At 70.4% G+C, this 22368-nt stretch carries 23 protein-coding genes and 2 pseudogenes; 9 read left to right on the forward strand and 16 right to left on the reverse strand.

The window, feature by feature from the left end; all coding sequences use genetic code 11:
• The first annotated feature begins 21 nt into the window (after positions 1 to 21).
• Positions 22 to 2697 (forward strand): hypothetical protein, encoded by a 2676-nt coding sequence (locus tag WA675_RS11145; protein WP_336084140.1) that lies wholly within the window; start codon positions 22 to 24, stop codon positions 2695 to 2697.
• On the opposite strand, the gene WA675_RS11150 is transcribed toward WA675_RS11145, so the two are convergent.
• Both WA675_RS11150 and WA675_RS11155 read right to left on the reverse strand, forming a co-directional pair.
• Complete coding sequence (locus WA675_RS11150; protein WP_336084141.1) at positions 2694 to 3656, reverse strand: LysR family transcriptional regulator; 963 nt, start codon at positions 3654 to 3656, stop codon at positions 2694 to 2696. The genes WA675_RS11145 and WA675_RS11150 overlap by 4 nt on opposite strands.
• A 66-nt stretch (positions 3657 to 3722) precedes the next feature.
• A complete protein-coding gene (locus WA675_RS11155) occupies positions 3723 to 5231 on the reverse strand; it encodes a flavin-containing monooxygenase (protein ID WP_336084142.1) in 1509 nt (502 codons plus the stop codon).
• Between the two features lie 37 nt (positions 5232 to 5268).
• Here WA675_RS11155 and WA675_RS11160 point away from each other — a divergent pair, with 37 nt between their 5' ends.
• Positions 5269 to 5808 (forward strand): GNAT family N-acetyltransferase, encoded by a 540-nt coding sequence (locus tag WA675_RS11160; protein ID WP_336084143.1) that lies wholly within the window; start codon positions 5269 to 5271, stop codon positions 5806 to 5808.
• A gap of 3 nt (positions 5809 to 5811) precedes the next feature.
• Here WA675_RS11160 and WA675_RS11165 read toward each other — a convergent pair whose 3' ends face one another.
• Together WA675_RS11165 and zapE are read right to left on the reverse strand one after the other, a co-directional pair.
• Positions 5812 to 6618 carry a tyrosine-protein phosphatase gene (locus WA675_RS11165; protein WP_336084144.1) on the reverse strand — a complete coding sequence of 269 codons (807 nt, stop codon included), beginning with the start codon at positions 6616 to 6618 and terminating at the stop codon, positions 5812 to 5814.
• A gap of 29 nt (positions 6619 to 6647) precedes the next feature.
• A complete protein-coding gene (gene zapE / locus WA675_RS11170) occupies positions 6648 to 7667 on the reverse strand; it encodes a cell division protein ZapE (protein ID WP_336084145.1) in 1020 nt (339 codons plus the stop codon).
• A 35-nt stretch (positions 7668 to 7702) separates the two neighbouring features.
• Here zapE and WA675_RS11175 point away from each other — a divergent pair, with 35 nt between their 5' ends.
• From WA675_RS11175 to msrB, 4 genes are all read left to right on the forward strand, one after another.
• Positions 7703 to 8464: a pyrimidine reductase family protein gene (locus tag WA675_RS11175; protein WP_336084146.1), complete on the forward strand. Its 762-nt coding sequence runs from the start codon at positions 7703 to 7705 to the stop codon at positions 8462 to 8464.
• 32 nt (positions 8465 to 8496) lie between these two features.
• Positions 8497 to 10050, forward strand: coding sequence for an alpha/beta hydrolase (locus tag WA675_RS11180; protein WP_336084147.1), 1554 nt, complete (start codon positions 8497 to 8499; stop codon positions 10048 to 10050).
• 82 nt (positions 10051 to 10132) lie between these two features.
• Positions 10133 to 11461 (forward strand): glycosyltransferase family 87 protein, encoded by a 1329-nt coding sequence (locus WA675_RS11185; protein WP_336084148.1) that lies wholly within the window; start codon positions 10133 to 10135, stop codon positions 11459 to 11461.
• Positions 11462 to 11525: 64 nt separating this feature from the next.
• On the forward strand, positions 11526 to 11954 hold the full coding sequence (msrB, locus tag WA675_RS11190; protein ID WP_336084149.1) for a peptide-methionine (R)-S-oxide reductase MsrB: 429 nt from the start codon (positions 11526 to 11528) through the stop codon (positions 11952 to 11954).
• Positions 11955 to 12113: 159 nt separating this feature from the next.
• On the opposite strand, the gene hemQ is transcribed toward msrB, so the two are convergent.
• The 7 genes from hemQ to hemE all read right to left on the reverse strand — a co-directional run bounded on the left by hemQ (position 12114) and on the right by hemE (position 17924).
• Entirely contained in the window at positions 12114 to 12809 is a 696-nt protein-coding gene (hemQ, locus tag WA675_RS11195) for a hydrogen peroxide-dependent heme synthase (protein WP_336084150.1), read from the reverse strand.
• A 28-nt stretch (positions 12810 to 12837) separates the two neighbouring features.
• A complete protein-coding gene (locus WA675_RS11200; RefSeq protein ID WP_336084151.1) occupies positions 12838 to 12993 on the reverse strand; it encodes a hypothetical protein in 156 nt (51 codons plus the stop codon).
• A gap of 52 nt (positions 12994 to 13045) precedes the next feature.
• Positions 13046 to 14284, reverse strand: coding sequence for a globin domain-containing protein (locus WA675_RS11205; RefSeq protein WP_336084152.1), 1239 nt, complete (start codon positions 14282 to 14284; stop codon positions 13046 to 13048).
• Between the two features lie 3 nt (positions 14285 to 14287).
• A complete protein-coding gene (locus tag WA675_RS11210; RefSeq protein WP_336084153.1) occupies positions 14288 to 14752 on the reverse strand; it encodes an RrF2 family transcriptional regulator in 465 nt (154 codons plus the stop codon).
• Between the two features lie 58 nt (positions 14753 to 14810).
• Positions 14811 to 15161 (reverse strand): hypothetical protein, encoded by a 351-nt coding sequence (locus tag WA675_RS11215; RefSeq protein ID WP_336084154.1) that lies wholly within the window; start codon positions 15159 to 15161, stop codon positions 14811 to 14813.
• A gap of 39 nt (positions 15162 to 15200) precedes the next feature.
• The gene (locus WA675_RS11220; RefSeq protein ID WP_336084155.1) at positions 15201 to 16559 is read right to left on the reverse strand and encodes a protoporphyrinogen oxidase; all 1359 of its coding nucleotides are present in this window, start codon (positions 16557 to 16559) and stop codon (positions 15201 to 15203) included.
• A 309-nt stretch (positions 16560 to 16868) separates the two neighbouring features.
• Positions 16869 to 17924, reverse strand: a complete 1056-nt coding sequence (gene hemE / locus WA675_RS11225; protein ID WP_336084156.1) for a uroporphyrinogen decarboxylase — start codon at positions 17922 to 17924, stop codon at positions 16869 to 16871.
• Positions 17925 to 18106: 182 nt separating this feature from the next.
• Here hemE and WA675_RS11230 point away from each other — a divergent pair, with 182 nt between their 5' ends.
• Together WA675_RS11230 and WA675_RS11235 are read left to right on the forward strand one after the other, a co-directional pair.
• A complete protein-coding gene (locus tag WA675_RS11230) occupies positions 18107 to 18658 on the forward strand; it encodes a DUF3000 domain-containing protein (RefSeq protein WP_442945603.1) in 552 nt (183 codons plus the stop codon).
• Positions 18659 to 18680: 22 nt separating this feature from the next.
• Positions 18681 to 19928 carry a ribonuclease D gene (locus WA675_RS11235; RefSeq protein WP_336084158.1) on the forward strand — a complete coding sequence of 416 codons (1248 nt, stop codon included), beginning with the start codon at positions 18681 to 18683 and terminating at the stop codon, positions 19926 to 19928.
• Between the two features lie 254 nt (positions 19929 to 20182).
• Here the strand turns inward: WA675_RS11235 and WA675_RS11240 are convergent, their stop codons facing one another.
• On the reverse strand, positions 20183 to 20647 hold the full coding sequence (locus tag WA675_RS11240) for a hypothetical protein (protein WP_336084159.1): 465 nt from the start codon (positions 20645 to 20647) through the stop codon (positions 20183 to 20185).
• Positions 20648 to 21196 carry an RHS repeat-associated core domain-containing protein gene (locus WA675_RS11245; RefSeq protein WP_336084198.1) on the reverse strand — a complete coding sequence of 183 codons (549 nt, stop codon included), beginning with the start codon at positions 21194 to 21196 and terminating at the stop codon, positions 20648 to 20650.
• Between the two features lie 2 nt (positions 21197 to 21198).
• Between WA675_RS11245 and WA675_RS11250 the strand changes: the two are divergent.
• Positions 21199 to 21312 (forward strand): annotated as a pseudogene (locus WA675_RS11250) (magnesium transporter); the annotation flags it as partial.
• A 34-nt stretch (positions 21313 to 21346) separates the two neighbouring features.
• Here the strand turns inward: WA675_RS11250 and WA675_RS11255 are convergent.
• From WA675_RS11255 to WA675_RS11265, 3 genes and pseudogenes are all read right to left on the reverse strand, one after another.
• Positions 21347 to 21817, reverse strand: coding sequence for a hypothetical protein (locus tag WA675_RS11255; RefSeq protein ID WP_336084160.1), 471 nt, complete (start codon positions 21815 to 21817; stop codon positions 21347 to 21349).
• Between the two features lie 16 nt (positions 21818 to 21833).
• The gene (locus WA675_RS11260; protein WP_336084161.1) at positions 21834 to 22136 is read right to left on the reverse strand and encodes a hypothetical protein; all 303 of its coding nucleotides are present in this window, start codon (positions 22134 to 22136) and stop codon (positions 21834 to 21836) included.
• Between the two features lie 39 nt (positions 22137 to 22175).
• Positions 22176 to 22367, reverse strand: a pseudogene (locus WA675_RS11265) (RHS repeat-associated core domain-containing protein); the annotation flags it as partial.
• Position 22368: the final 1 nt, after the last annotated feature.

Genomic DNA, 22368 nt, shown 5'->3' on the forward strand with positions numbered 1-22368 from the left:
ACCACGGGAAGTAGGGTGTGCATGAACCACGCGGAGCACGACGAAACCATCGGGTCGATGCTGGCGAGCATCGCCGCGGCGCTGCGTGAGGTCAGCGAGAAGCTCGATGTGGTCGCCGCCCGCGTGCAGGAGGAGGTTCCGCCCTTTCCGGGTGACGAGGACGTCCCCGACCAGATCCGCATCCGCAGGCTGGAATCCTGGGCATTTCATGCGTCACAGGACATTTCGCGGTTGAGTTCCCGGTTGGACGCGCTCGACGGCGGCGATCCCGAGCCCACCCCCGCCGCGCCCCGTGGCACCCGCAGCCGCCGGGAGGTCCGCGAGGCCGCCGAAGCCGCCGAGCGCGCCGCCGAGGCCGCCCTCGCCCCCGAACCGCCTGCGCCCCACCCCTTCCGCAATATCGACGGCGCCCGGCCGCCGCTGGAACGCAGGCAGTCCGCCCTGCGCCCCACCGCCACCGACCACCTCGGCGATCCGACCTGGCCCATCACCGTCACCCCGGTCCCCCGCACCGCGCACACGCCCGGTGCGGTCGCGACGGTGGAGCGGGAGACGGCGCAGCTCGAGATGGTCGAGACCGAGACCGACACGAACAGTCGCGTCGCGGGCGATCGCGTCACGGACAGTCACATCGTGGACGATCGCGTCACGGACACCGGCAGCGTGACCGGCGCGGCCGATGCCAGTGACGCGGAGTCGACCAGCGACCGGTCCGGTGCGCGCTCCGGTGGTGTGGCGGCCGGTATCGGCGCGATCACGCCCAGCGGCGAGCCGGAGAGCTCGGAAGCCCGGGGATTCCCGGAGCGGGCTGTCTCGTTCTCGGCGCTCAGCAGCCGGATCGCCCCCGAGGCCGGGAGCGACCGGGTCACGGTCGACGAAGGGGGCCGGAACGGCCGGGTCGTCGGCGAGGGGGTACGTGCCGGTGAGGGCACGCGTGACGCCGTTGTCGATGGCGTGATCGGTGGTGCGCCCGGGGCGGACGTCCGCGCTGTCGAGGATCGGCCGGAGGAGTCCGCGGGGGCGGTGCAGCCGGGTGCGGGTCCCGGGATCGAGCGGGCCAGGCCCGCGGGCAGGCTCACCGACGGTCCAGCCGGGTCCGGCGAGGGGGACAGTTCCTCGCACGCGGCACCGACGGGCTTCGCCGACAACGGGATCGGCAGTCGCCCGACGCGGCCGGACAGCGGGAGCTCGCCCACGCCCGATCCCCGTGCCGCCGGGCTGACCGCCGGTGACCGCACCGACGCGTCCACCCAGGGCACCAACGGCTTCCAGTGGACCTTCGCCGAGGACACCCCCGCCTCACCCGACCCCACCCCGCCCCGTAACGGCCACGCCCGCAACGGTTTCACCACCGACTCGTCCCGCCGCGACTCCCTCTTCGACGACTTCACACCCCGCGACCGCCTCGCCATCCCCATCACCCCCCTCGCGACGCCGGAGCCCCCGTCCACGGCACCCCGTGTCCTCCCTGCCTCCCCTTCCGAAACCACCTCCCCGCAGGAGCCGACCGCTCCCACTTCGGCGAACCACCGAATCACCCGAGCCACCACAGAGCGCGACTCGACCGCCCCTCCCGCCGCGACGCACCATTCGACGGCCACCTTCGCTACCGCGAGCGATTCGACCGCCCCCTCCCACACCGTGCCCCATTCGACGAGCTCGCCCACCTCGGTACGCGCATCGACCGTTCCCGACAGCGCGGCAGACGACTCGACCGCACTCGGTAGCGGGACGCAGGCATCGACCATCTCGGACAGCACGGCGCGCGGATCGACCATCCCCGTCCGCTCCGCGCACGATTCCGGCGTTCCAGTCGATGCGACGTACGACTCGACCGCGTCGACCACTGCCGCGCACGGCTCGGCGGGCGGCGGCGCAGCGCACGAATCGACCGTGCCGCACTCTTCTACCGGTTCAGCGGGTTCGGCGCCGGATTCGACCGCGCCGTTCGCGGCCGTTCCTCCCGGGTCGGCACCCGGTGGCGCCCTGACTCATTCCACGTACAACAGCTCGGCGTCGTCCTCCTCGACCGCGCCCGACGCCGCCGGGGAGCAGTCTCCCGCGGGACTCGCCTCGTCGGCGGGCGCGGTCCCCGCTGGTTCCGGCCGTCCGGCTGACGGGGGAACCTCGACCGACCCGGCGTTCGCACATCCGACGGGGGTGCCCTCCGACACGACGACGGCGACCTTCACGCGGCCGTCCGGCGCCGACACCCATTTCGCCCTCGAGCCGGTGTCCCCGGCCCCCACCACGTCCCCAACACCCACAGTGTCCCCGGCACCCACCGGGACCCCGGCTCCGGCGGGACCGCCTGCCCGGCTCGCCCCGTTCAAGGCCACGACGGATACGGCGATCACGAACGAGCCTGCCGCGCAACGGAATCCGGAGCGGATCGGCGAGACCGCACCGGCGGGCAACTCCCCCACCGCACCGCGTCACACCGAACCCGGGGCCCCGGCGCCCACGGAGTTCGATCCGCCGACCATCGGCCTGCCCAAGGACCGCACCGATCCGGCGCCCCCGACCGCGACCGATGACGCGGGGATCACCGTGACGGGGACGTTCCGGGCGTTCGATCTGGACGAGCGGGCGCATGTCGACAAGCTGCAGGCCATGCTCGACGAGCTGAAGCGGTCGGCGGGGCTGCCGCCGGGGCGGCGGGATGTGTTCGGGCCGCCGACGCCCGAGGCGGGCTAGGCCGAGGCCGGTTCGGCGCGCGCCGGGACGAGTTCGACCGGGGGCGTGACGAGTTCGACCGCGGGGGTGCGGGTGGCCAGGACGTCGGCGATGAGTTCGCGCAGGGCGCGGTGGCCCGAATCGGCGGTGTTGCGCGGGTGCCAGGCCATGGCGACCACGGGGTCGGGCAGGGGCAGCGGGATGTCGAAGACGGCGGCGCCCAGGGCCGCGCAGGCGGGGGCGCAGAGCTGTTCCGGTGCGGGACAGATCAATTCGGTCGTGGTGACGGTGAACAGCGCGGTGGACAGGTCCGGCACGGTCGCCACCACCCGCCTGGTGCGTCCGTGCAGGGCCAGCCGGTCGTCGATCGGGCTGTGGGTGCGCCCGGTCGGTGAGACCTCGAGGTGCAGCGCCGAGGCGTAGGCGGCGACGGTGGGGCGGGCGGCGGCGAAGGGATGCCGCGCGGCGGCCACGCCGATCCAGCGGTCGGCGAACAGCCGCTGCACCACCGTCTCGGGGTCGGTGCGCCCGAGCATGCCGACCTCGATATCGGCCCGGCCGTCGCGCAGCGCGACCGAGCCGTCGGCGGGGTCGGCCGCCAGGAAACGCACACTCACGCCGGGCAGTTCGGCCCGCACGGCGGCCAGCAGCGGTCCGGACAGCCGGGCCGCCACCGCGTCGCCCACCCGCACGACGAAGTCGCGCTGCCTGCCCGGCCCGCCCTCGCGCCCGCCGAGCAGCGCGCGGGCCTGCTCCACCAGGTGGGCGACATCGTGGCGCAGCTCCAGCGCGCGCGGAGTGGGGACCAGCGTGCGGCCGGAGCGCACCAGCAGCGGATCGTCGAGCACCGCGCGCAGGCGGGTGAGCGTGCGGCTCATCGCCGAGGTGGAGGTCTGCAGGCGCCGGGCCGCCTCGGTGACACTGTTGGTGTCCAGCAGCGCGTCCAGCGCGAGCAACAGGTTCAGATCCAGCGCATCCACGCGAGGATTATCACCATTGCCGGTATCGCGCCGCGGCGTTGCGCGACGACCGTCCGGCGTGTCGGGCTAGCTCTCGGTGAACGCGGCGGGCGCGGGCGCCGCGGGCGCGGGGACGACCGGGCCCCGCAGCACACCCCGGTAGGAGGCGGGCCGCACCGGCCGCAGCCACTGCCCCACCCGGGTGCTCCACGGCAGCGTGCGGCCCAGATCGTCGAGCATCTCGTCGATCGCGGCCAGCGCGAACGGGCCCACCGAGGCGCCGTGCGCGTGCCTGCCCCCGGTGCGCTCGCGCGACCAGGCCAGCTGCTCGTCGATCTCGGAGTTCATCAGCTCGGGCATCGGCGGCACGAACTTGCCGGTGAGCAGCCCGGCGATCCAGTGCGCGCCGACCTCGGCGCCGAGCGCGCTCAGATTCGAGCTGTGGTAACCGGCGAAGGTCAGGTTCGGCACGTCGACGGGCAGGGTGTTGCGGAAGAGCCGGAAATCGCCCGTCTCGTCGGTGAGCGCGCGCCGCACGAACGGGGTGAGGAAGGGCACCTCCTGCTTGTAGCCGGTCGCGCAGATCACGATCTCGGCCAGCCGCACGCTGCCGTCGGCGAGCCGGACCGCGGGCCCGTGCTGACTGCCGATGAGTTCGGTGACCTCGGTGTCCGGGCAGACCGCGATGCGGCCCGCCTCGACCTGGTCGACGAAGCCCTCGGTGGCCAGCGCCGCACTGCTGGTGGCGATGTCGGCGAGGGTGCCCGGCGGCACCAGCCCGAGTTCACGCAGCCGCAGCCTGCGGATGACCCGCTCCTGCAGCAGGTCCATGTTCGTCCCGCGTAGAGCGAGCCGGTCGAGCAGGCGCTCGGCGCGGTGCGGGACGCGGGAACGGAAGTGCGCTTCGCCCGCGCGGGTCAGCAGCAGCCGTTCGTAGTCGATCCCGGCGCCGAAGGTGCGCGGCATCTTCCAGGTGAGCGTGCGCGCGACCACGGTGGTCTCGTCGGCGAAGTGGCTGACGGCCTCGGCGACGTCCCAGGCCGACTTGCCGTAGCCGATGACGACCACCGACCGGTCGCGCGCCTGCTCGGCGTCGCGGAACTGCGAGACGTGACCCAGCTGTCCCCCGGCCGCGCGGAAGGCGGCCTCGCCGGGCAGCGACGGCAGCACCGGGTCGCTGTGCACGCCGTTGGCGACGATCAGGTGGTCGCAGGAGGCGTGATGCACGCCGTCGCGGTCGCGGATCTCGAGCAGCCAGCCGCTGTCGACCGGGTCGGCCGCCACCACCTCGGTGGCAAGGCGCAGCTTGCCGGAGAGCCCGAAGTGCTGGGCGTACCCGGCCAGGTAGGCCTGCATCTGCTGACCGTCGGGCCAGCGGGGATAGTCCTCGGGCATCGGGTGGTCAGTGAAATGACCGGTGTACTTGCTGTTGTGCGCGCGCAGACCCGGATAGCGACGGGTGGCACTCCACACACCGCCGACATCAGGGGCCCGGTCGTAGACCTCGACCGGGAAACCCGCCTGGCTCAAAACCTTCGCGCAGGCCAAACCCGCCACTCCCGCACCGACGATCCCGATGCGGCTACCGCTCGTCATGGCCGAGAGATTACTCGACCCGTGCTGTACTGGATTGATGACCAACAGTTCCGTCGTCGTCGATCGGGCCGGACTCTGGGACGCCGAAGCGCTCAGTGACGTGGCCGCGGCGACCTTTCCGCTGGCCTGCCCGCCGGAGGCCAGTCCGGGCGACATCGAGATCTTTCTCGAGCAGATGCTCTCCGGTGAGCGCTTCGGCGAGTACCTCTCGGATCCGGACCGCACGGTGCTCAAGGCGGTCGAGGGTGACGAGATCGTCGGCTACGCGATGCTGGTGGCCGGTCGCCCGCGCGATCCGGAGGTCGACGCGCAGGTCCGTCCGGGCGCGGTGGTGGAACTGAGCAAGATGTACGTGCTGCCCGGCCATCACGGCAGCGGGGTGGCCGCAGCGCTGATGGTGGCGGTGGTCACGATCGCGCGCGAGGCGGGCGCGGTCGCGCTGTGGCTGGGGGTCAACCAGGCCAACGAGCGCGCCCAGAAGTTCTACACCAAGAGCGGTTTCGCCCGGGTGGGCACCAAGACCTTCCTCGTCGGCAATCAGGTGCACGACGATTTCGTCTTCGAACGCGAGCTCTGAGCCTCAGGCGAGCAGTTTCGCGCGCAACGCGGTGATCTCGGCCTGCGTCAGCCCGAGCCCGTCGCGCACGTACCCCTCGAAGCTGCCGTAGGACAGGTTCGCCTGGTCGAAGGCCGCGTCGAGCCATTCGCCCTGTACGCCGTTGAGCGGGTCGCCCGGGGTGGCGTTGCGGTAGGTATTGGACAGCAGGAAGTCGGCGGTCACGGTGGCGCGGTCGACGCCGAGCAGGCTGAGCAGCAGCGCCGAGGTCCAGCCGGTGCGGTCCTTGCCCGCACTGCAGTGGTAGAGCACCCCGCCCTCGGCCGCGATGATGCCGCGCAGCACCGCGGCGAAGGCCTCGTTGGCGCCGGGCGCGGTGATGAAGGCGCGGTACATGCCCTCGCCGCCGAACAGCGCGCCCGCCAGGATCAGCGGCGGCGCCTGGCCGATCACGTCGTAGGAATGTCCGGTCGCGCCCGCGGGCAGCTTGTCGGGGGCCAGCGAGCGTTCGTAGCCGGTGCGCAGGTCGTCGACGGCGGTGACGTCCAGCGCGGTCAGCCGGGCCAGGTCGGCGGGAGTCGCCTTGTCCAGCGCGCCGGAGCGGAAGACCAGGCCGGTGCGGACCCAGCGGCCGTCGGTGGTGCGGTAACCGCCCGCGTCCCTGGCATTGGGCACGCCGGACAGGCCGAGCAACCGGTCGGCGGTGGTGGTCTCGCTCGGCGCGGCGGGCGCGGCCAGAGCCTGCCCGGCGACCGGCCCGAACAGCAGGGCCACGGCGGTCGCGACGGACAGGCTCGCGCGCACGGCACGATGACGGGGCACGGTGAGCATGTCCAGAAGCTACACCCGGACCCCGACGATCACGCGGCGGCGGCCTCGAACCGCGACAGCGCCAGCAGTCGCGAGATCGCGCGCAGGTACTTCTTGCGGTAGCCGCCGTCGAGCATCTCCTGGGAGAAGATCTCGTCGAGCTTGGCGCCGGAGACCGTCACCGGGATGCTCGCGTCGTAGAGGCGGTCGGCCAGCACCACGATGCGCAGCGCCACAGCCTGGTCGGTCACCGGGTGCACACCGGAGATGAACACCGAGGTGACGCCGTTGATCAGGGCGCCGTACTTGGACGGGTGCAGCGTGCTCAGGTGCTTCAGCAGCGAGTCGTAGTCGTCGAGCGTGGAACCCGGTGTGGTGGCGGCCCGTTCGGCCAGCACGTCCGGGGAGGTGGGCTCGGGGGCGGGCGGCAGGTCGCGATGGCGGTAGTCGGGGCCGTCGACGCGCACCGGCTCGAAGATGGAGCCGAGCTTCTTGATCTCGCGCAGGAAGTCCTGGGCGGCGAAGCGGCCCTCGCCGAGCTGGCTGGGCAGGGTATTGGAGGTGGCGGCGATGGACACGCCCGCGGCGGAGAGCTCGGTGAGCAGGCGCGAGACCATGGTGGTATCGCCAGGGTCGTCGAGTTCGAACTCGTCGATGCAGAGCAGGCTGTTGGCCGAGAGCCGCTCGACGGCGTTGACGAAGCCCAGCGCGCCGACCAGGTTGGTCAGCTCGCCGAAGGTGCCGAAGGACTTGGGCGCGGGCGCGCTGTGGAAGATCGAGGCCAGCAGGTGAGTCTTGCCGACACCGAAACCGCCGTCGAGGTACAGCCCGGCGCCCGAGACCGCTTTCTTCTTGCCGAACAGGCTCTTCTTGGACGCGGCCTTGTGGATCTTGGCGACCTGACCGGCGAATTCCTCGGCCTTGCGGACCGCGGCCGCCTGGCTCGGCTCCTTGGGATCGGGAATGTAGGAGGCGAAGCTCACCTCGTCGAACATGGGCGGAGGCACCATCTGGGCGACGAGCTGGTCGGCCGGGACCTCCGGATGGCGATCGACGAGGCGTTCTTGCATGGACAAATCGTACGGACGTGGTTGCATCGGTCCCTATGCAGCGTATCCACAATGTGACCCAGCTCGCAGACCTCGATGACGACGCACTGGCCAGGTGTTACGCCTATCCGCGCGAGCTGGCCGGTCCGTGGCTGCGGGCCAACTTCGTGAGCAGCATCGACGGGGCCTTCGCCGTGGACGGGGTGTCCAAGGGGTTGGGCACCGACGCCGACCACCGGGTCTTCCACGTCCTGCGGGAACTCGCCGAGGTGATCCTGGTCGGCGCGGGCACCGTGCGCGCGGAGAACTACGGCGGCGCGCACCCGGATCCGGAGCGGCGCCGCGCGCACTTCCGGCACGGGATCGGCGGCAGCGCCGACGGTGCCCCGCCGCCGATCGCGGTGGTCACCGCGAGCGCGCGCCTTGATCCGGCCGCGAAGCTGTTCACCGACGCCGAGACCCCGCCGCTGATCATCACCACCGCGCACGCCGAGGCCGAGCGGGTCGACGCGCTGCGGGCGGCGGGCGCGCGGATCGTGGTCGCGGGCGAGGCGGCGATCACCGCGACATCGCTGGTCCGGGTGCTGGCCGAGCACGGTCTGCACCGGGTGCTGTGCGAGGGCGGGCCGCATCTGTTCGGTCAGCTGGCCGAGGCCGGGCTGGTCGACGAGCTGTGCCTGAGCACCTCGCCGGTGCTGGTCGGCGGGGCGGGCGGGCGAATCTCGCTGTCGGCGAGCGGATTCGATCTGCCGATGGCGCGCAAGCAACTCGTGCTCGCCGAGGACGGCACTGTCCTGGCCCGATGGGCCCGTCGATGAAACCCGGCGCGGAACCTGGCAGTGTGTAGCCCATGCGCTGGACTCGGGCCGCGGCGACGGCCGCGACACTGTCGATCATGCTCGCGGGATGTGGGGCAGGGCCGTCGGATCGGCCCGGCGTCGCCGTCGAGCGCCCCGGCGTCGGCGGGGCGCAGACCGAAGCGCCCACCGCACCCGAACCGGCCACCGCCCAGGTCCCCGAGACCGACCTGGCGTGGCGCGACTGCACCGCCGCGACCCTGGGCTCGCTGGACTTCGGCCCCGCCCCGGCCGGGCTGGTGCTCGACTGCGCCGAATTCTCCACCCCGATCGACACCGCGGGCACCGTGATCGGCACCTTCCGTACCGGCGCCCTGCGCGCCCGGCTGCCCGAGACCCCCGCCGACGCCCCGCCGCTGGTCCTCACCTCCGGGTCGGACCGCTCCTCGGCCTCGACCCTGGCGGGCCTGGCGATCGGCCCGGACCGCGCGCTGCTGACCGCCCAGCCCGTCGTCGCGGTGGACCGGCGCGGGATCGGCGCCTCCCAGCCCATCGACTGCATTCCCGCCCAGCTGCGGGCCGTGTTCACCGATCTCGGCCAGTTCGGCGTCGGCAGCGAGGACCCGGTCGGCGCGGTCGCCGGATACAGCCAGGACGCCACCATCGCCTGCCGCGATTTCCTGCAGCCCTACGAGGGCACCTTCGATGCCCCGCACGCCGCCGACGACATCGAGCAGCTGCGCAAGCAGTGGCAGGTCGACAAGATCAACCTGCTCGGCACCGGCAACGGCGCGAAGGTGGCGATGAGCTACGCCCGCCGCTACGGCGACCACCTGGCCCGGCTGGTGCTCGACGCGCCCGAACCCGTCAACGCCGACGCCACCACCATGACCGAGGCGCGCGTCACCGGCGCCGAGGCCGCGCTGACCGCGTTCGCGCAGCGGTGCAAGGCCGCCAACTGCGCACTGGGCGCGGATCCGCGCGCGAGCGTCACCGCGCTGATGGGCAAGGCGGCCGCGGGCGAGCTCGGCGAGATCTCCGCCGCGGACCTGTCCACCGCGCTGACCGGCTTCCTGTCCAGCCCCCGCGGCGACCAGGCGAGCCGGGTCACCGCGCTGGCCGATGTGCTGGCCGCCGCCGAGCGCGGCGATCGCGCGCCGCTGGCCGCGCTGGTCACCCGCGAATCGGCCGCGATCAACTCCGACGGCGAGTTCGTCAACCGCTGCACCGACAGCCAGCAGTCCCCCACCCCGGACAAGGCACGCGAACTGCTGCAGACCTGGTCGCAGAAGTATCCCGTGTTCGGCCCGACCGCGGCCGTGGGCCTGATGGTCTGCTCGGCCTGGCCGGTCTCCACCGCCCCGCCGCTGCCGACCGAGCTGGACCTGCCGGTCCTGGTGTTCACCGGGGTGGCCGATCCGGTCGTCGGCGGCGGCGCGGCCTCGGTCACCGGCGCGCTCGGCGTCGCTGGTGCCCGGCACGCCACCATGACCTGGCAGGGCTGGGGGCACCCGGTGCTCGCGCATTCCGGGTGCGCGCAGAAGGCGGTCAACACCTATCTCGCTGAGGCGAAACTGCCCGGCGACGGCGGCGCCTGCCCGGCCTGAGCGGGGCGCTGACCCCGGCGTTTCGGCGCGTCGGACGGGTCCGCCCGCACCATCGCCGCACGATTCGGTGTACCGTGCCCCAGTGTTGTTCCGACAGCTCGAGCCTCGTACCGCTCGCACCTCCGCCGAGGTGATCAAGTTCGCACTCTGGCCCTTCGCGGTCATGACGGTGCTGAACCGTGTCTTCATCAAGGCGATCAACGGGTTCATCACCGATGATTACCGCCCGGTCTACAACGCCTCGTTCGAGTTCCTGAACGGCAGGCCGGTCTACACGGCCAATTTCGACTCGGTGGACCCGCACTACCTGTATCCGCCGAGCGGCACGCTGGTGATCGCGCCGGTCGCGGCCATCGAGTACGAGCTGTCGCGCTGGCTGTTCATCGCGCTCAACGCCGCGGCGATCCTGATCGCCTGGTACCTGCTGCTGCGGCTGTTCAAGTTCGGTCTGGGTTCGGTGGCCGCGCCCGCGCTGCTGCTGGCGATGTTCGCCTCCGAGACGGTGATCAACACGCTGGTGTTCACCAATGTCAACGGCTGTCTGCTGCTGGCCGAGCTGATCTTCCTGCATCTGCTGCTGTCCCGGCGTGATCTGTGGGCCGGTGCGGCACTGGGTTTGAGTATCGCGGTCAAACCGACATTGGCGCCATTGCTGCTGGTCGCGGCGGTGCGCGGACAGTGGAAGGTGTTCATCACCGCGCTCGGTGTGCCGGTGGCGCTCACCGCCATCGCCTGGCCGCTGTCCAAGGACGCCGGGAAGTTCTTCACCGACGTGCTGCCGTACCTGATGGAGACCCGCGACTACTTCAACAGCTCGGTGGGCGGCAACGGCGCCTACTACGGCCTGCCACACTGGCTGATCCTGGTGGTCCAGGGCGTGATGGCCGTGGTCGTCGCTGTCTCGCTGTGGCTGCTGTGGCGCTACTACCGCCACGACGAGCTGTTCTTCGTCACCACGTTCTCCGGGGTGCTGCTCACCGCGTCGTTCCTGCTGCCCTCGCTGGGCCAGATGTACTACTCGATGATGCTGTTCCCGTTCCTGATGTCGGTGGTGCTGCGCAATTCCGTGCTGCGCAACTGGCCCGCCTGGCTGGCGATCTTCGGGTTCATGACCTACGACAAGTGGCTCTCGGACCGCTGGCAGAGCGTCGGGCGCACCCTGGAGTACCTGCGGGTGACCTTCGGCTGGGGTCTGCTGCTGATCGTGGTGTTCTGCGTCCTGGGTGATCGCTACCTGGCCGCCCGCCGGGAGGGCAGGCTGGAGTTCGGCATCGACCCGGTCTGGCTGTCGAAGGCGCCCACGCCGCGCGAGCCCGCGCCCGCGCCCGCGCCGCGCACCACCACCGCGCGCGACGAGGACGAGGTCGCGCCGGAGGAGCCGGTCGAGGATCGCGAACCCGCGCTCAAGTAGGTTTCCCGGCCGGTGCCGCCCGCGCGTCGCGGCGCGCACCGGCCGAAACCATTAGCGTGGAGTGATGAGTTCTTCGTTGCCCACACCGCGCATCCAGCTGACACCGCAGCAGTGGCGGACGAAACTGGACCCGCGGGAATACGCCGTCCTGCGCGAGGCGGCCACCGAACGTCCCTTCGTCGGCGAGTACACCGACACCAAGACCGAGGGCGTCTACACCTGTCGCGCCTGTGACGCCGAACTGTTCCGCAGCACCGAGAAGTTCGACTCGCACTGCGGCTGGCCGTCCTTCTTCGACCCCGCCGACTCCGACGCGGTGATCCTGCGCCCCGACGACTCCCTCGGCATGCGCCGCGTCGAGGTGCTGTGCGCGAACTGCCACAGCCACCTCGGCCACGTCTTCGAGGGCGAGGGCTACGCCACCCCCACCGACCAGCGCTACTGCATCAACTCCATCGCCCTGCGCCTGCAGCCCGCCGACCCGCCCGCCTGACCCGCACGACCCGACCTCGAGGAGGGTCCGCCGCGCAGCGGCGGTTCGCGGCCGTCCCGTCGATCAGGTGCCGTTGCGTAAGCGACGAAGGAGCAAGCAACGGTGGCTGATCGACGGGACCCGAGGGGCCGCGAACTCAAGCGCGCCAGCGCTCCAGAATCACGGCAGGGCGGTGAGCAGCTTCTCCACTTCGACGCGCGGGCCGGTGAAGAACGGCACCTCTTCGCGCACATGCAGGCGCGCCTCGGTGGCGCGCAGGTCGCGCATGAGGTCCACGATGCGGTGCAGCTCGGGGGCCTCGAAGGCGAGGATCCACTCGTAGTCGCCCAGGGCCATCGAGGTCACCGTGTTGGCCCGCACGTCCGGGTAGCCGCGGGCGGCCTTGCCGTGGTCGGCGAGCATCTTGCGGCGCTCCTCGTCGGGCAGCAGGTACCACTCGTAGGAGCGCACGAAGGGATACACGCAGATGTAGTCGCCCGCGTCCTCTCCGGCCAGGAAGGCCGGGATGTGGCTCTTGTTGAACTCGGCGGGCCGGTGCACCGCCACATTGCTCCACACCGGCGCGCTGGCCCGGCCCAGCTCGGTGGTGCGGCGGAAGTCGGCGTAGGCGGCCTGCAGGTCCTCCACGCGCTCGGCGTGGGTCCACAGCATGAAGTCCGCGTCGGCGCGCATGCCCGCCACGTCGTAGATGCCCCGCAGGACCACGCCCTTGTCGGCGAGGCCGTCGAAGAACTCCCTGGCTTCCTTGATCGCCGCGGTGCGGTCCTCGCCGAGCACGCCCGGCTGGACCTGGAACACCGAGAACATCAGGTAGCGGATGGTGGAGTTGAGAGCCTGATAATCGAGTCGCGCCATGATTCCTATCGTGCCACTGCCGTGCCGGTCAGCGCGGGGTGGCCCGGTCCGTGCGCCACGGCCGGTTCTCGTCGGTGCCGAAGATCGAGACGACGGTGCTGACCCGATCGGCGTGGAATTCGACCGGACCGAGGTCGGGGTCGAGGATGAGGGTGCGGTGTCCGTGCTCGTCGCTGGTGGTCACAGCGGGCGATCATGCCCGATCGCTACCGCCGTGACCGGGGACACGCCGGAGCTCACACCGGGCAGCTCAGCGCCTGCCAGTCGGTGGGCGTGAACTGCTCGGTGTGCACGCGTTCGGCGGGCACGCCCGCGGCCGCGAGCTGGGCGCGGGCCGCGTCGAGGAATCCCGTTGCGCCGCACAGATACACCTGCGCGTCCGGCGCCAGGGCGACCGCGGTGAGGTCGAGCCTGCCCGTGTGCGCGCCCGGGGTGGGCTCGGCGTACCAGAGGTCGAGGCTCGCGCCGGGCAGGCGGTCGGTGAGCGCGCGCATCCGGTCGCGCAGCGGATGGGTGTCCGGGGCGGCGTCGGCGTGCAGCACCTGGACCGGCCGGTGCGGGGTGTGCGCGGCGAGGTGTTCGAGCACGCCGATCATCGGGGTGGCGCCGATGCCCGCGGAGATCAGCACGAGCGGGTTGTCGGTGTCGGTGTCGACGGTGAGATCGCCGAAGGGCAGGGTGATCTCGAGTTCGTCCCCGGCGAACACGGTGTCGTGCAGGTGATTCGACACTTCCCCCGCCGGGCAGCCCGCCGCCGCCCGCACCCGTTTGACGGCGAATTCCAGCAGACCACCGCCGGGGGCGTTGACCAGGCTGTACTGGCGCAGCTGCCGGGCGCCGTCGGGCAGCCGGACACCGACCGAGAGGTACTGTCCGGGCAGGAATTCGGGCAGGCGCTGCGCGGGATCGGCCGCGGTGACGGTGAAGACGGCCGTGCCCGCCGCGTCGTCGGTGCGCGCGGTCACCCGGACCGCGCGGAACACCTCGCCCGGTTCGACGCCCGCGGCGACGTAGAGCTGCTTCTCCAGGTCGATGAGCGCGTCGGCCATCAGCCAGTACACGGCGTCCCAGGCCGCGGCCACGGGTGCGGTGACCACATCGGCGCCGAGCACTGCCACGATCGCGGCGAACAGGTTGTCGTGCACCACCTGGTACTGGTCGGCGGTGATGCCGAGCGAGGCGTGCTTGTGCCCGATCCGGGCGAGCAGGGCGCTCGGGTGCGGCAGGTCCGGGTCGACCAGGTAACCAGCGAAGGTGGCGATGGAGGCGGCCAAGGCGCGCTGCTGGCTGCCTTGAGCCTGGTTACCCTGGTTGAACAGGTCGCGGCGCAGGTCCGGATGCCGCTCGAACAGGCCCGCGTAGAACGTGCTGGTGATGGCGTCGATGTTCGCGCCGATCAACGGCAGGGTCGCGCGGACGATCTCGGCGTGGGCCGGGTCGAGTTCGGGGGCGCCGCGACGGACGGATGTGGTCATTGTTCACTCCTGGGAATCACCGGTGCCCGCGCCAGGGTGCGCGAGCAGCTGCAGCAAACGCCCGGCGGGACCGGACACCAGGTCGGCGACGACATAGCGGTCGAGTTCGGCGTAGAACGCCGCCTTCGCCTCGGCCAGGAGCTTGCGCAACCGGCAGGCCGCGATCAGCGGGCACGGATGCTCGCCGGCGCAGTCGACGATCTCGCGGTCGTCCTCGAGGTCACGGACCAGCGTGCCGAGCCGGATCTCGCGACCGGCCCGGGTGAGCGTGAGCCCACCGTTGCGGCCGCGCTGGGCCTCGACCAGCCCCATCGCCACCAATCGGGCGATGGCCTTGGACGTGTGCCGCGGCGACGCGCCGACCTGCCGGGCGATGATCCCGGTCGTCACCCGCCCGCCCGTGTCGTCACCGGCGGCCAGCCGCATGACGGCCCGCAACGCGATGTCGGTCGAGGGCGAGAGCTGCATGCCACCGAGCGTATCGGCGCGAACTCCGGTTTCCACCGCCCGAACACCGTGCGATCTATTACGTCTCCCCGTGCGTATTTTCCGTCACGGCGAACACCCCGCAATCACCCCGCAGGCCCGCCCGCAGCTCCGCCGGATCCCAGACCTGCTCGTCCATCCAGAACTCGACGGCGGCGAACTCCTCGGTCGCCCGGACGGCCGCCGGATGCCCGCCCAGCGCGGCGGCGATCGACGTCAGCCACTGCGCGGCGGTGATCTGCCCGAGGACGGCGGGGACCATACGCTCCGGGGCGAACGCGGTCGCGAGTACCGGAAGCTCGTAGTGCCGCTCGATCCACCGTTGACGGTCGCCGTCGAACCAGCGGAGCACGCCGTCCAGGTCACACAGCACCGCGTCGACGTCCCGCATTCCGCCAGTGTGCCTGTGTCACTGGAGGATCCGCGGCTGTCAACCGGCGCGGGTGGCCAGGGTGGTGGCGATGCGGGTAGCGGCGGCGGTGCCGGTGGCGACGCAGGCGGGGACGCCGACGCCGTGGAGGTAGGCGCCCGCGACCGCGAGGCCGTCGAGGGGCGCCAGGGCGGATTCGAGGGTGGCGATGCGGGCGGTGTGGCCGGGGGCGTATTGCGGGAGGCCGCCGGGCCAGCGCTGGACGACGGCGTCGAGGGGGGCGATCGGGACGCCGGTGACCGTGGTGAGGTCGGCGACGGCGGCGGCGACGAGGTCGTCGTCGGTCCACGAGAGCGGGGATTCGTCGCCGAAGCGGCCGAAGGAGGCGCGGACCAGGGCGACCTCACGCTCGGCCAGATGCGGCCACTTGCGGCTGGACAGCGTGAAGGCCTTGGCGCGCAAGGGTTCTCCGGTAGCGACGAGGATTCCGGAATTATCCGGGAGCTCGGTGTCACGCGGCAGGGCCAGCGCAACCAGCGCCGAGGAGGACAGGTCGATGCCCGCGGCGGCCGCGGCGGCCTCGGGTGCCACGAAGTGCAACAGGCGCGCGGTGACGGGGGCGGGCGTGGCCAGGACGACGGCGTCGACGAGCCCGAGCGGGTCCACGACCCAGCCGCGTGACGCGGCGGCGATCCGGGTGGCCGCGAGCGTGGTGACGATCCGGGCCGCCGACGCCGTGGTGAGCGCGGCGAGCAGGGCGCCGTACCCGTCGCGCAGCCCGCCGAAGACCGGTTCGCTACTCGGCGCGGGCATCGCCTGCCGCACGGCCTCGGTGAGGCTGGTGGCCCCGCGATCCAGGGCGGCGGCCAGGGTCGGCAGCGCGGCCCTGATCCCGATGGACGCGCTGATTCCCGCGTAGACCCCGCCCAGCAGCGGGTCGACACTGCGGGCCACCACCTGCGGCCCGAACCGGTCGGCGACCAGGCTCTGCACGTCGACATCGCCGCCGGGTTCCCAGTCCAGCGGCCGCCGCGGCTCGGTGGCGACCCGCGCGAGGGTCTCCTCGTCGACGAGGCCGCGCAGCGAGTCCGCGTCCGACGGAATCCCCATGAGGGTGCGCCCGGGCAGCGGATGCGCCTGCCCCCGCGCCCACACCAGCGGCCGCTTGCCCGCGGGCCGCACCAGCTGATCCTCGATCCCGAGCTCGGTCATCAGCTCGATCACCTCGGGCCGTCGCCCGACGAACGCCTCGGCACCGAGATCCAGTGGCTCCCCGGCCAATTCACCCGTGCGCAGCACCCCACCGACCCGCGCGCCCTGCTCGACCACGACGATGTCGGCGTCGTCGCCCAGCCGCTGCCGCAGCCGATACGCCGCGACGAGCCCACTGATTCCGCCCCCGATAACCGCGATCCGCATGCTTCGACCGTAGCCGCGTCGCCACTGCCCACCCACCCCGACCCGCACAGCTGTCGGACGGATCACGCCGAGCAGAGCCCGGGCCCGCTACTCGCCACCGGCACGCCCGAGCGTCCCTCCCTCGCCCCGTCTCGGTCCCGCCCCACGCTGGGCCGGGGCAGTCACCGACGGCAGCGACGCTGACCGCCCGAATCGCGCGATCGGCTTCCGGACCCGGCGATCACCACGGCTCGCGTCACGGCCTCGGCCGACGGAATCCACCCGGCGGCGAACACCATCCGGAGCGTGGTGATCGATCGTCCGGAACTGCTAGAGCGAGTGCACCAGCTCGACCAGCGCGGTCAGCACACCGGGATCGGTATCCGGCAGCACCCCGTGCCCGAGATTGAAGATGTGCCCGCTCGCCCCGAGCGTGATCGCCTCGTCGGCTTCGTGCGCGATCCGGCGGGTCTCCTTCTCGACCGCGTCGAATCCGGCGAACAGGATCGCGGGATCGAGGTTGCCCTGCAAGCCTTTTCCGGCGCCGACCCGCCGCACGGCCTCGGTCAGCGGCACCCGCCAGTCGACACCGACCACGTCGGCACCAGCCTCGCCCATGGCGCCGAGCAGCTCGCCGGTGCCGACACCGAAGTGGAAGCGCGGCACGCCCGCGTCGGCGACCTCGGCGAAGACCCGCTCCGAATGCGGCAGCACGAACTCGCGGTAGTCGGCGAGGGAGAGCGCGCCCGCCCAGGAGTCGAACAGCTGGATCGCGTCCACGCCCGCGGCGAGCTGGGCCCGCAGGAAGGCGATGGTGATGTCGGTGAGGGTGCCGAGCAGGGCGTGCCAGGTCTGCGGGTCGGCGTGCATCATCGCCTTGGTGCGCTCGTGCTGCTTGCTCGGACCCCCTTCGACCAGGTAGGAGGCCAGGGTGAACGGCGCACCGGCGAAACCGATCAGCGGGGTGTCACCGAGCGCGGCGGTCAGCAGGCGCACGCCCTCCGAGACCGCGCCCACTTCCTCGGGCCGCAGCCGCGGCAGCGCGCGCACATCGGCGGCGGTGCGCACCGGCGACGCGATGACCGGTCCGACGCCGGGCACGATGTCGAGATCGATCCCGGCGGCCTTGAGCGGAACGACGATGTCGGAGAACAGGATTGCCGCGTCGACGCCGTGGCGGCGGATCGGCTGCATGGTGATCTCACACACCAGCTCCGGGTCGAAGCACGACTCGAGCATGCCGATGCCCTTGCGCAGCTCCCGGTACTCCGGCAGCGACCGACCGGCCTGACGCATGAACCAGACCGGCCGCCTGCTGGGCGTCGCGCCGGTGGCGGCGGCCAGGAACGGGGCATCGGTCAACCGGCGGCGGGTGTAAGTGCTCATCACCGCCCATCCTAGGTGACCTCGAGGCCGGTCCCGCCACGCGAGGCGGCGCGCCTCCGCGCGCACCGGCCGCCCACCGTCTACGGTTGCTCCTCGTGACACCGCTCGACATCCGCGACGGCGCCGCACCGACCGGGGGAACGCCCCGCGAGCCTGCTTCTTTCCGGGCGGCGGTCGATGCGATGGGCACCGCAACAGTGCACCCTCGAATCGAGCTGGCGCCTATCCGTCCCCCGCAACGGTTGGCGCCGTTCTCCTATGCGCTCGGAGCGGAGGTCACCCACCCCGAAGGCGGCCCGGTGCCGATCGACTCCGAGGGCGACGCGTTCGGCCGGCTGATCCTGCTGCACGACCCCGACGGTGACGAGGCATGGAACGGCGTGTTCCGCCTGGTCGCCTACATCCAGGCCGACATCGACGCCGCCCTCGCCGCGGACCCGCTACTCCCCGAGGTGGCCTGGAGCTGGCTGGTCGACTCGCTGGAGTCACGCGGCGAGCCGTTCACCGCGCTCGGTGGCACCGTCACGGCCACCAGCTCGGTCCGCTACGGCGACATCGCGGGCCCGCCGCGCGCCCACCAGCTGGAGCTGCGCGCCTCCTGGACGGCGATGAACACCGAGATGCGGCGGCACGTGGAGGCGTTCTGCGAGGTGCTCGCGTTCGCGGCCGGACTCCCGCCCGCGGGGATCACCCATTTGCGACCGGAGTCCTATACCCGCACCGATCGCCCGTGAACGCCACGTAGAGTTCTCGGTTATGCCGGTCGCCGAGGAACCCACCGCAGCAGAGCCCCTGCTCGCCCCCGCCGAGGGGGTTCCACCTGTGCTGGCGACCGCCGACGAGGTCGCCGCGGCCGCCGCCGCCCTCACCGCGGGCACCGGCCCGCTGGCCGTCGACGCCGAGCGCGCGTCCGGTTTCCGCTACTCCGCGCGGGCCTACCTGATCCAGCTGCGCCGCGCCGGCGCCGGTTCGTTCCTCATCGACCCGATCCCGATCACCGATGCCCTGACCCCGCTGGCCGACGCGATCAACGGCCTGGAATGGGTCCTGCACTCCGCCGACCAGGACCTGCCCGGCCTCGCCGAACTCGGCCTGCGCCCCGCCCGCCTGTTCGACACCGAGCTCGGCGGCCGCCTGGCCGGTTACGAACGCGTCGGCCTGGCCGCGATGGTGGAGAACCTGCTCGGCCGTTCGCTGCGCAAGGGCCACGGCGCCGCCGACTGGTCGACCCGCCCGCTGCCCGACGAGTGGCTCAACTACGCCGCCCTCGATGTCGAACTGCTGCTGGAACTGCGCGACACCGTCGCCGCCGACCTCACCGCCCAGGGCAAGATCGACTGGGCCGCCGAGGAATTCGAGCACGTGCGCAGCCTCGACCCGCCCGCCCCCAAGGCCGACCGCTGGCGCCGCACCTCCGGCATCCACACCCTGCGCCGCACCCGCCAGCTGGCGATCGTGCGCGAACTGTGGACCACCCGCGACGGCCTGGCCCGCGCCCGCGATGTGGCCCCCGCCCGCATCCTGCCCGACTCCGCCATCGTCGCCGCCGCCACCGCCGAACCCCGCACCATCGCCCAGCTGCGCAACCTGCCGGTCTTCGGCGGCCCCCGCCAGCGCCGCTACTCCCGCGACTGGCTCGCCGCCGTCGAACGCGCCCGCACCCTCCCCGACAAGGAACTCCCCCCACTCACCCTCCCCTTCGACGGCCCTCCCCCGGTCAACCGCTGGGAACGCCGCGACCCCGCCGCCGCGGCCCGCCTCAACACCGCCCGCAGCGCCATGGGCAAACTCTCCACCGAATACGCCATCCCCGTGGAGAACCTCCTCTCCCCCGACCTGGTCCGCCGCCTCTGCTGGGACGCCCTCCCCGACTACAAGAACCCCGGCACCCCCGAGGAACTGTCCGCCCGCATCGAGACCTTCCTCCACACCGGCGGCGCCCGCCCCTGGCAACGCACCCTCACCGTCCCCACCCTCACCCAGGCCCTCACCCCGTCGACCTGACTTCCCACCGTCACCGCGGGGTCCCCGGCGTCGATCTCGACGTCCCCGTAGCAGGCAGGGACACCGGGCCCAGCCCGGTAAACTGCGGGCCGCTGGATCGTCGAACAAACCTTCGCCAGCTCCACCGGTACCGGCGACCGCGATCCGGTGGGACACCGCACCATCCACTCCGGATTCCTGAATCTCGTGCGGCACTGACCCGTTGGCGACGACTCAGCAACCGAACCCGATGGGCGCTCTTGATCCACTCCCGATCAGATGTCTGCTGCCGCCCTGAAGAAGGAGCTCGAAACGACGTCATGAGGGATGCCCTCTAAGCCCAACGCATCCGCAACGATCAGTACGTATTCAATCTTCGATTTACCGGCATTGTTGTGACTTGTAATCGCATTCATGCAGGCGTGAAACATATCGAACAATTTCCTGTCGGCAATCTCTTTATCAACACGTCCTACTGTTGGGGCGTATGGCGGTGTTGCGACGATAAATTTTGGAGCGGAATCGTTTCTGAAGTTGGCGAGCACTTGCGACTGACCCGCCACCGGCGTCCCGCCGTAACGGTCGTAGGCCATGAAGCCCGGCATGATCTCCGCGTCGCAATCGTCCGGGCGTTTGGCAGGTGGCCCTTCGAAGAACGCGACGTCGAGCCCTGCAGGTTTCGCGTCACGCCACCTCTCGATCGTGGTGTGACTTTGGGCAGCTACCATAAAGCGCGTCATCTATCCTCCTGCCAGTCCGTAGGGAATAATTCGCGGTCGACCAAGTTGGCTCAAGACCTCGGTGGGGAGTGCCACGGCGTCGCCGACGCCTGCGTCGGCCAGGTTCTCTATTCGACTGATGTCCGAGATCAGACTTCGATCGATTGTCGTTCGCACGATAGTGTACGGCCCTTCTTCCGGGAACCGGCTGAACATTCCGCGCGCGTACGCGTTTGCACCCTCCTCGGTCGACGCGAAGTACTTCGTCTCGATTCCCTCGGGGTTGGTAAAAGTGCGCGACTCGAGAATTTGCTCCAACTCGCGTTGCTGAACAGCGCGATACAGGTAGGTCTCGTTCTCTTTCAAGCACTGAAGGCCAAGGGGGTCGATCCATGTCACCGGATTATGAGGGTAAGCGGACGGATTTGGCGAAGGGCGCAGACCCAGAGGGTCAGTTGTCAGGTATCTACCCGTAGCCGGATCGTACACGCGATGATAGTTGTAGTGCAGCCCAGATTCCTCGTCGTACTGCTGTCCTTGAAACCTCAGATCCGTGCTGCTATCGCCGATCGCAGAACACCGACATGCGCAAAATCTCCGCCTACGCCGCCATGGCCGCGGTACCCACGATGATCGCCGACGTCTACGGCATGAACTCCGACTACATGTGGGAACTCCACCAGCCCGCCGATACAAGCGCATCGGAGCCCAATCCCCCACTCACAGCTCAACAGACCAGATGCTCCCGGCAACCATCTGGTCATCGAAGGCCTCCGCAGTGACTGTGACGGCAGCCCCAGAGTTTGATACATAGCGCCGAAAGTCGCGAAACTGAGTTCCGGATTCAGTGATCGCTTGACCATGGGACGCCAGTTCGAATTCGAGTTCATCCAGCGAAAGCACGGATTGGGGGCGGCTTCCGCCAATGGGAATCGCGGGCGGGATCACCACCCCCCAACGCAGGCGATGAACCGACAGATTCAGGCTAAAGCATTTCCACATACAGTCTGGATCTCGCGTAAATCCCGGCTCGACTATCCCATAGTCCCGTCGCATCGTAGTTCTACGTTTATCGATGTCCTCGACGTAATCCACATCGTTTAACACGCGATCGAAATCACAGACTGGCGACCCGACTTGCAATTCAAGAACTGAACGTTTGATCACCGCATCGGCAACAAACGCAGCCACGCTGACAAACATATATCTAACCCATCCCTTCCAGCGCGCGTATCAAGAAGTGCATCTCCGCCGCCCTGTTTCTGGAATTGCCCCAGTTATGTGCATTCATCTCCGTCATCGCCGCCCGCGACTTCGCAATCAAATCGGATCGCACGTCGGCGTTCGAGTTTATTTCGTCCACAACTCTTCGAATCTGAGCATCACTCGGCACCCCATTGGACATCCTTAAGCCCTCCGCACCGATTATGCCATCGTGACGAGCATAAACCCGTACTTCCTTTCCACCAATATGAACATGTGCTCCCTTCGTTGCCCAGTCACTGCTCATCGACGACACGCGAACCGGACAGGGCGCAAGCCCCATCGGGTCAGACCACACGATCGGATTATGTGGATATGTAGTGGGGTTCGGAGAGGGAGAAAGGCCCATTGGATCAGGAGTTAGGAAGCGGCCGATTTCAGGATCGTAGTAGCGATTCAGATTGTAGTGCAGACCAGTTTCCCCGTCATACTGTTGACCTTGGAAGCGATGGGGTGCAGCAGGACCAGTCCAGCGCGTA

The sequence above is a fragment of the Nocardia sp. SSK8 genome (assembly GCF_037034205.1).
Taxonomy (GTDB): Bacteria; Actinomycetota; Actinomycetes; order Mycobacteriales; family Mycobacteriaceae; genus Nocardia.

Excerpts from the sequence above, each read along its gene's own strand:
- WA675_RS11145 (WP_336084140.1), top strand. The coding sequence starts at position 22 with ATGAACCACGCGGAGCACGACGAAACCATCGGGTCGATGCTGGCGAGC.
- WA675_RS11155 (WP_336084142.1), bottom strand. The coding sequence starts at position 5,231 with ATGACGAGCGGTAGCCGCATCGGGATCGTCGGTGCGGGAGTGGCGGGT.
- WA675_RS11160 (WP_336084143.1), top strand. The coding sequence starts at position 5,269 with ATGACCAACAGTTCCGTCGTCGTCGATCGGGCCGGACTCTGGGACGCC.
- WA675_RS11165 (WP_336084144.1), bottom strand. The coding sequence starts at position 6,618 with ATGCTCACCGTGCCCCGTCATCGTGCCGTGCGCGCGAGCCTGTCCGTC.
- zapE (WP_336084145.1), bottom strand. The coding sequence starts at position 7,667 with ATGCAAGAACGCCTCGTCGATCGCCATCCGGAGGTCCCGGCCGACCAG.
- WA675_RS11175 (WP_336084146.1), top strand. The coding sequence starts at position 7,703 with ATGCAGCGTATCCACAATGTGACCCAGCTCGCAGACCTCGATGACGAC.
- WA675_RS11180 (WP_336084147.1), top strand. The coding sequence starts at position 8,497 with ATGCGCTGGACTCGGGCCGCGGCGACGGCCGCGACACTGTCGATCATG.
- msrB (WP_336084149.1), top strand. The coding sequence starts at position 11,526 with ATGAGTTCTTCGTTGCCCACACCGCGCATCCAGCTGACACCGCAGCAG.
- hemQ (WP_336084150.1), bottom strand. The coding sequence starts at position 12,809 with ATGGCGCGACTCGATTATCAGGCTCTCAACTCCACCATCCGCTACCTG.
- WA675_RS11205 (WP_336084152.1), bottom strand. The coding sequence starts at position 14,284 with ATGACCACATCCGTCCGTCGCGGCGCCCCCGAACTCGACCCGGCCCAC.
- WA675_RS11210 (WP_336084153.1), bottom strand. The coding sequence starts at position 14,752 with ATGCAGCTCTCGCCCTCGACCGACATCGCGTTGCGGGCCGTCATGCGG.
- WA675_RS11215 (WP_336084154.1), bottom strand. The coding sequence starts at position 15,161 with ATGCGGGACGTCGACGCGGTGCTGTGTGACCTGGACGGCGTGCTCCGC.
- WA675_RS11220 (WP_336084155.1), bottom strand. The coding sequence starts at position 16,559 with ATGCGGATCGCGGTTATCGGGGGCGGAATCAGTGGGCTCGTCGCGGCG.
- hemE (WP_336084156.1), bottom strand. The coding sequence starts at position 17,924 with ATGAGCACTTACACCCGCCGCCGGTTGACCGATGCCCCGTTCCTGGCC.
- WA675_RS11230 (WP_442945603.1), top strand. The coding sequence starts at position 18,107 with ATGGGCACCGCAACAGTGCACCCTCGAATCGAGCTGGCGCCTATCCGT.
- WA675_RS11235 (WP_336084158.1), top strand. The coding sequence starts at position 18,681 with ATGCCGGTCGCCGAGGAACCCACCGCAGCAGAGCCCCTGCTCGCCCCC.
- WA675_RS11240 (WP_336084159.1), bottom strand. The coding sequence starts at position 20,647 with ATGACGCGCTTTATGGTAGCTGCCCAAAGTCACACCACGATCGAGAGG.
- WA675_RS11260 (WP_336084161.1), bottom strand. The coding sequence starts at position 22,136 with ATGAGCAGTGACTGGGCAACGAAGGGAGCACATGTTCATATTGGTGGA.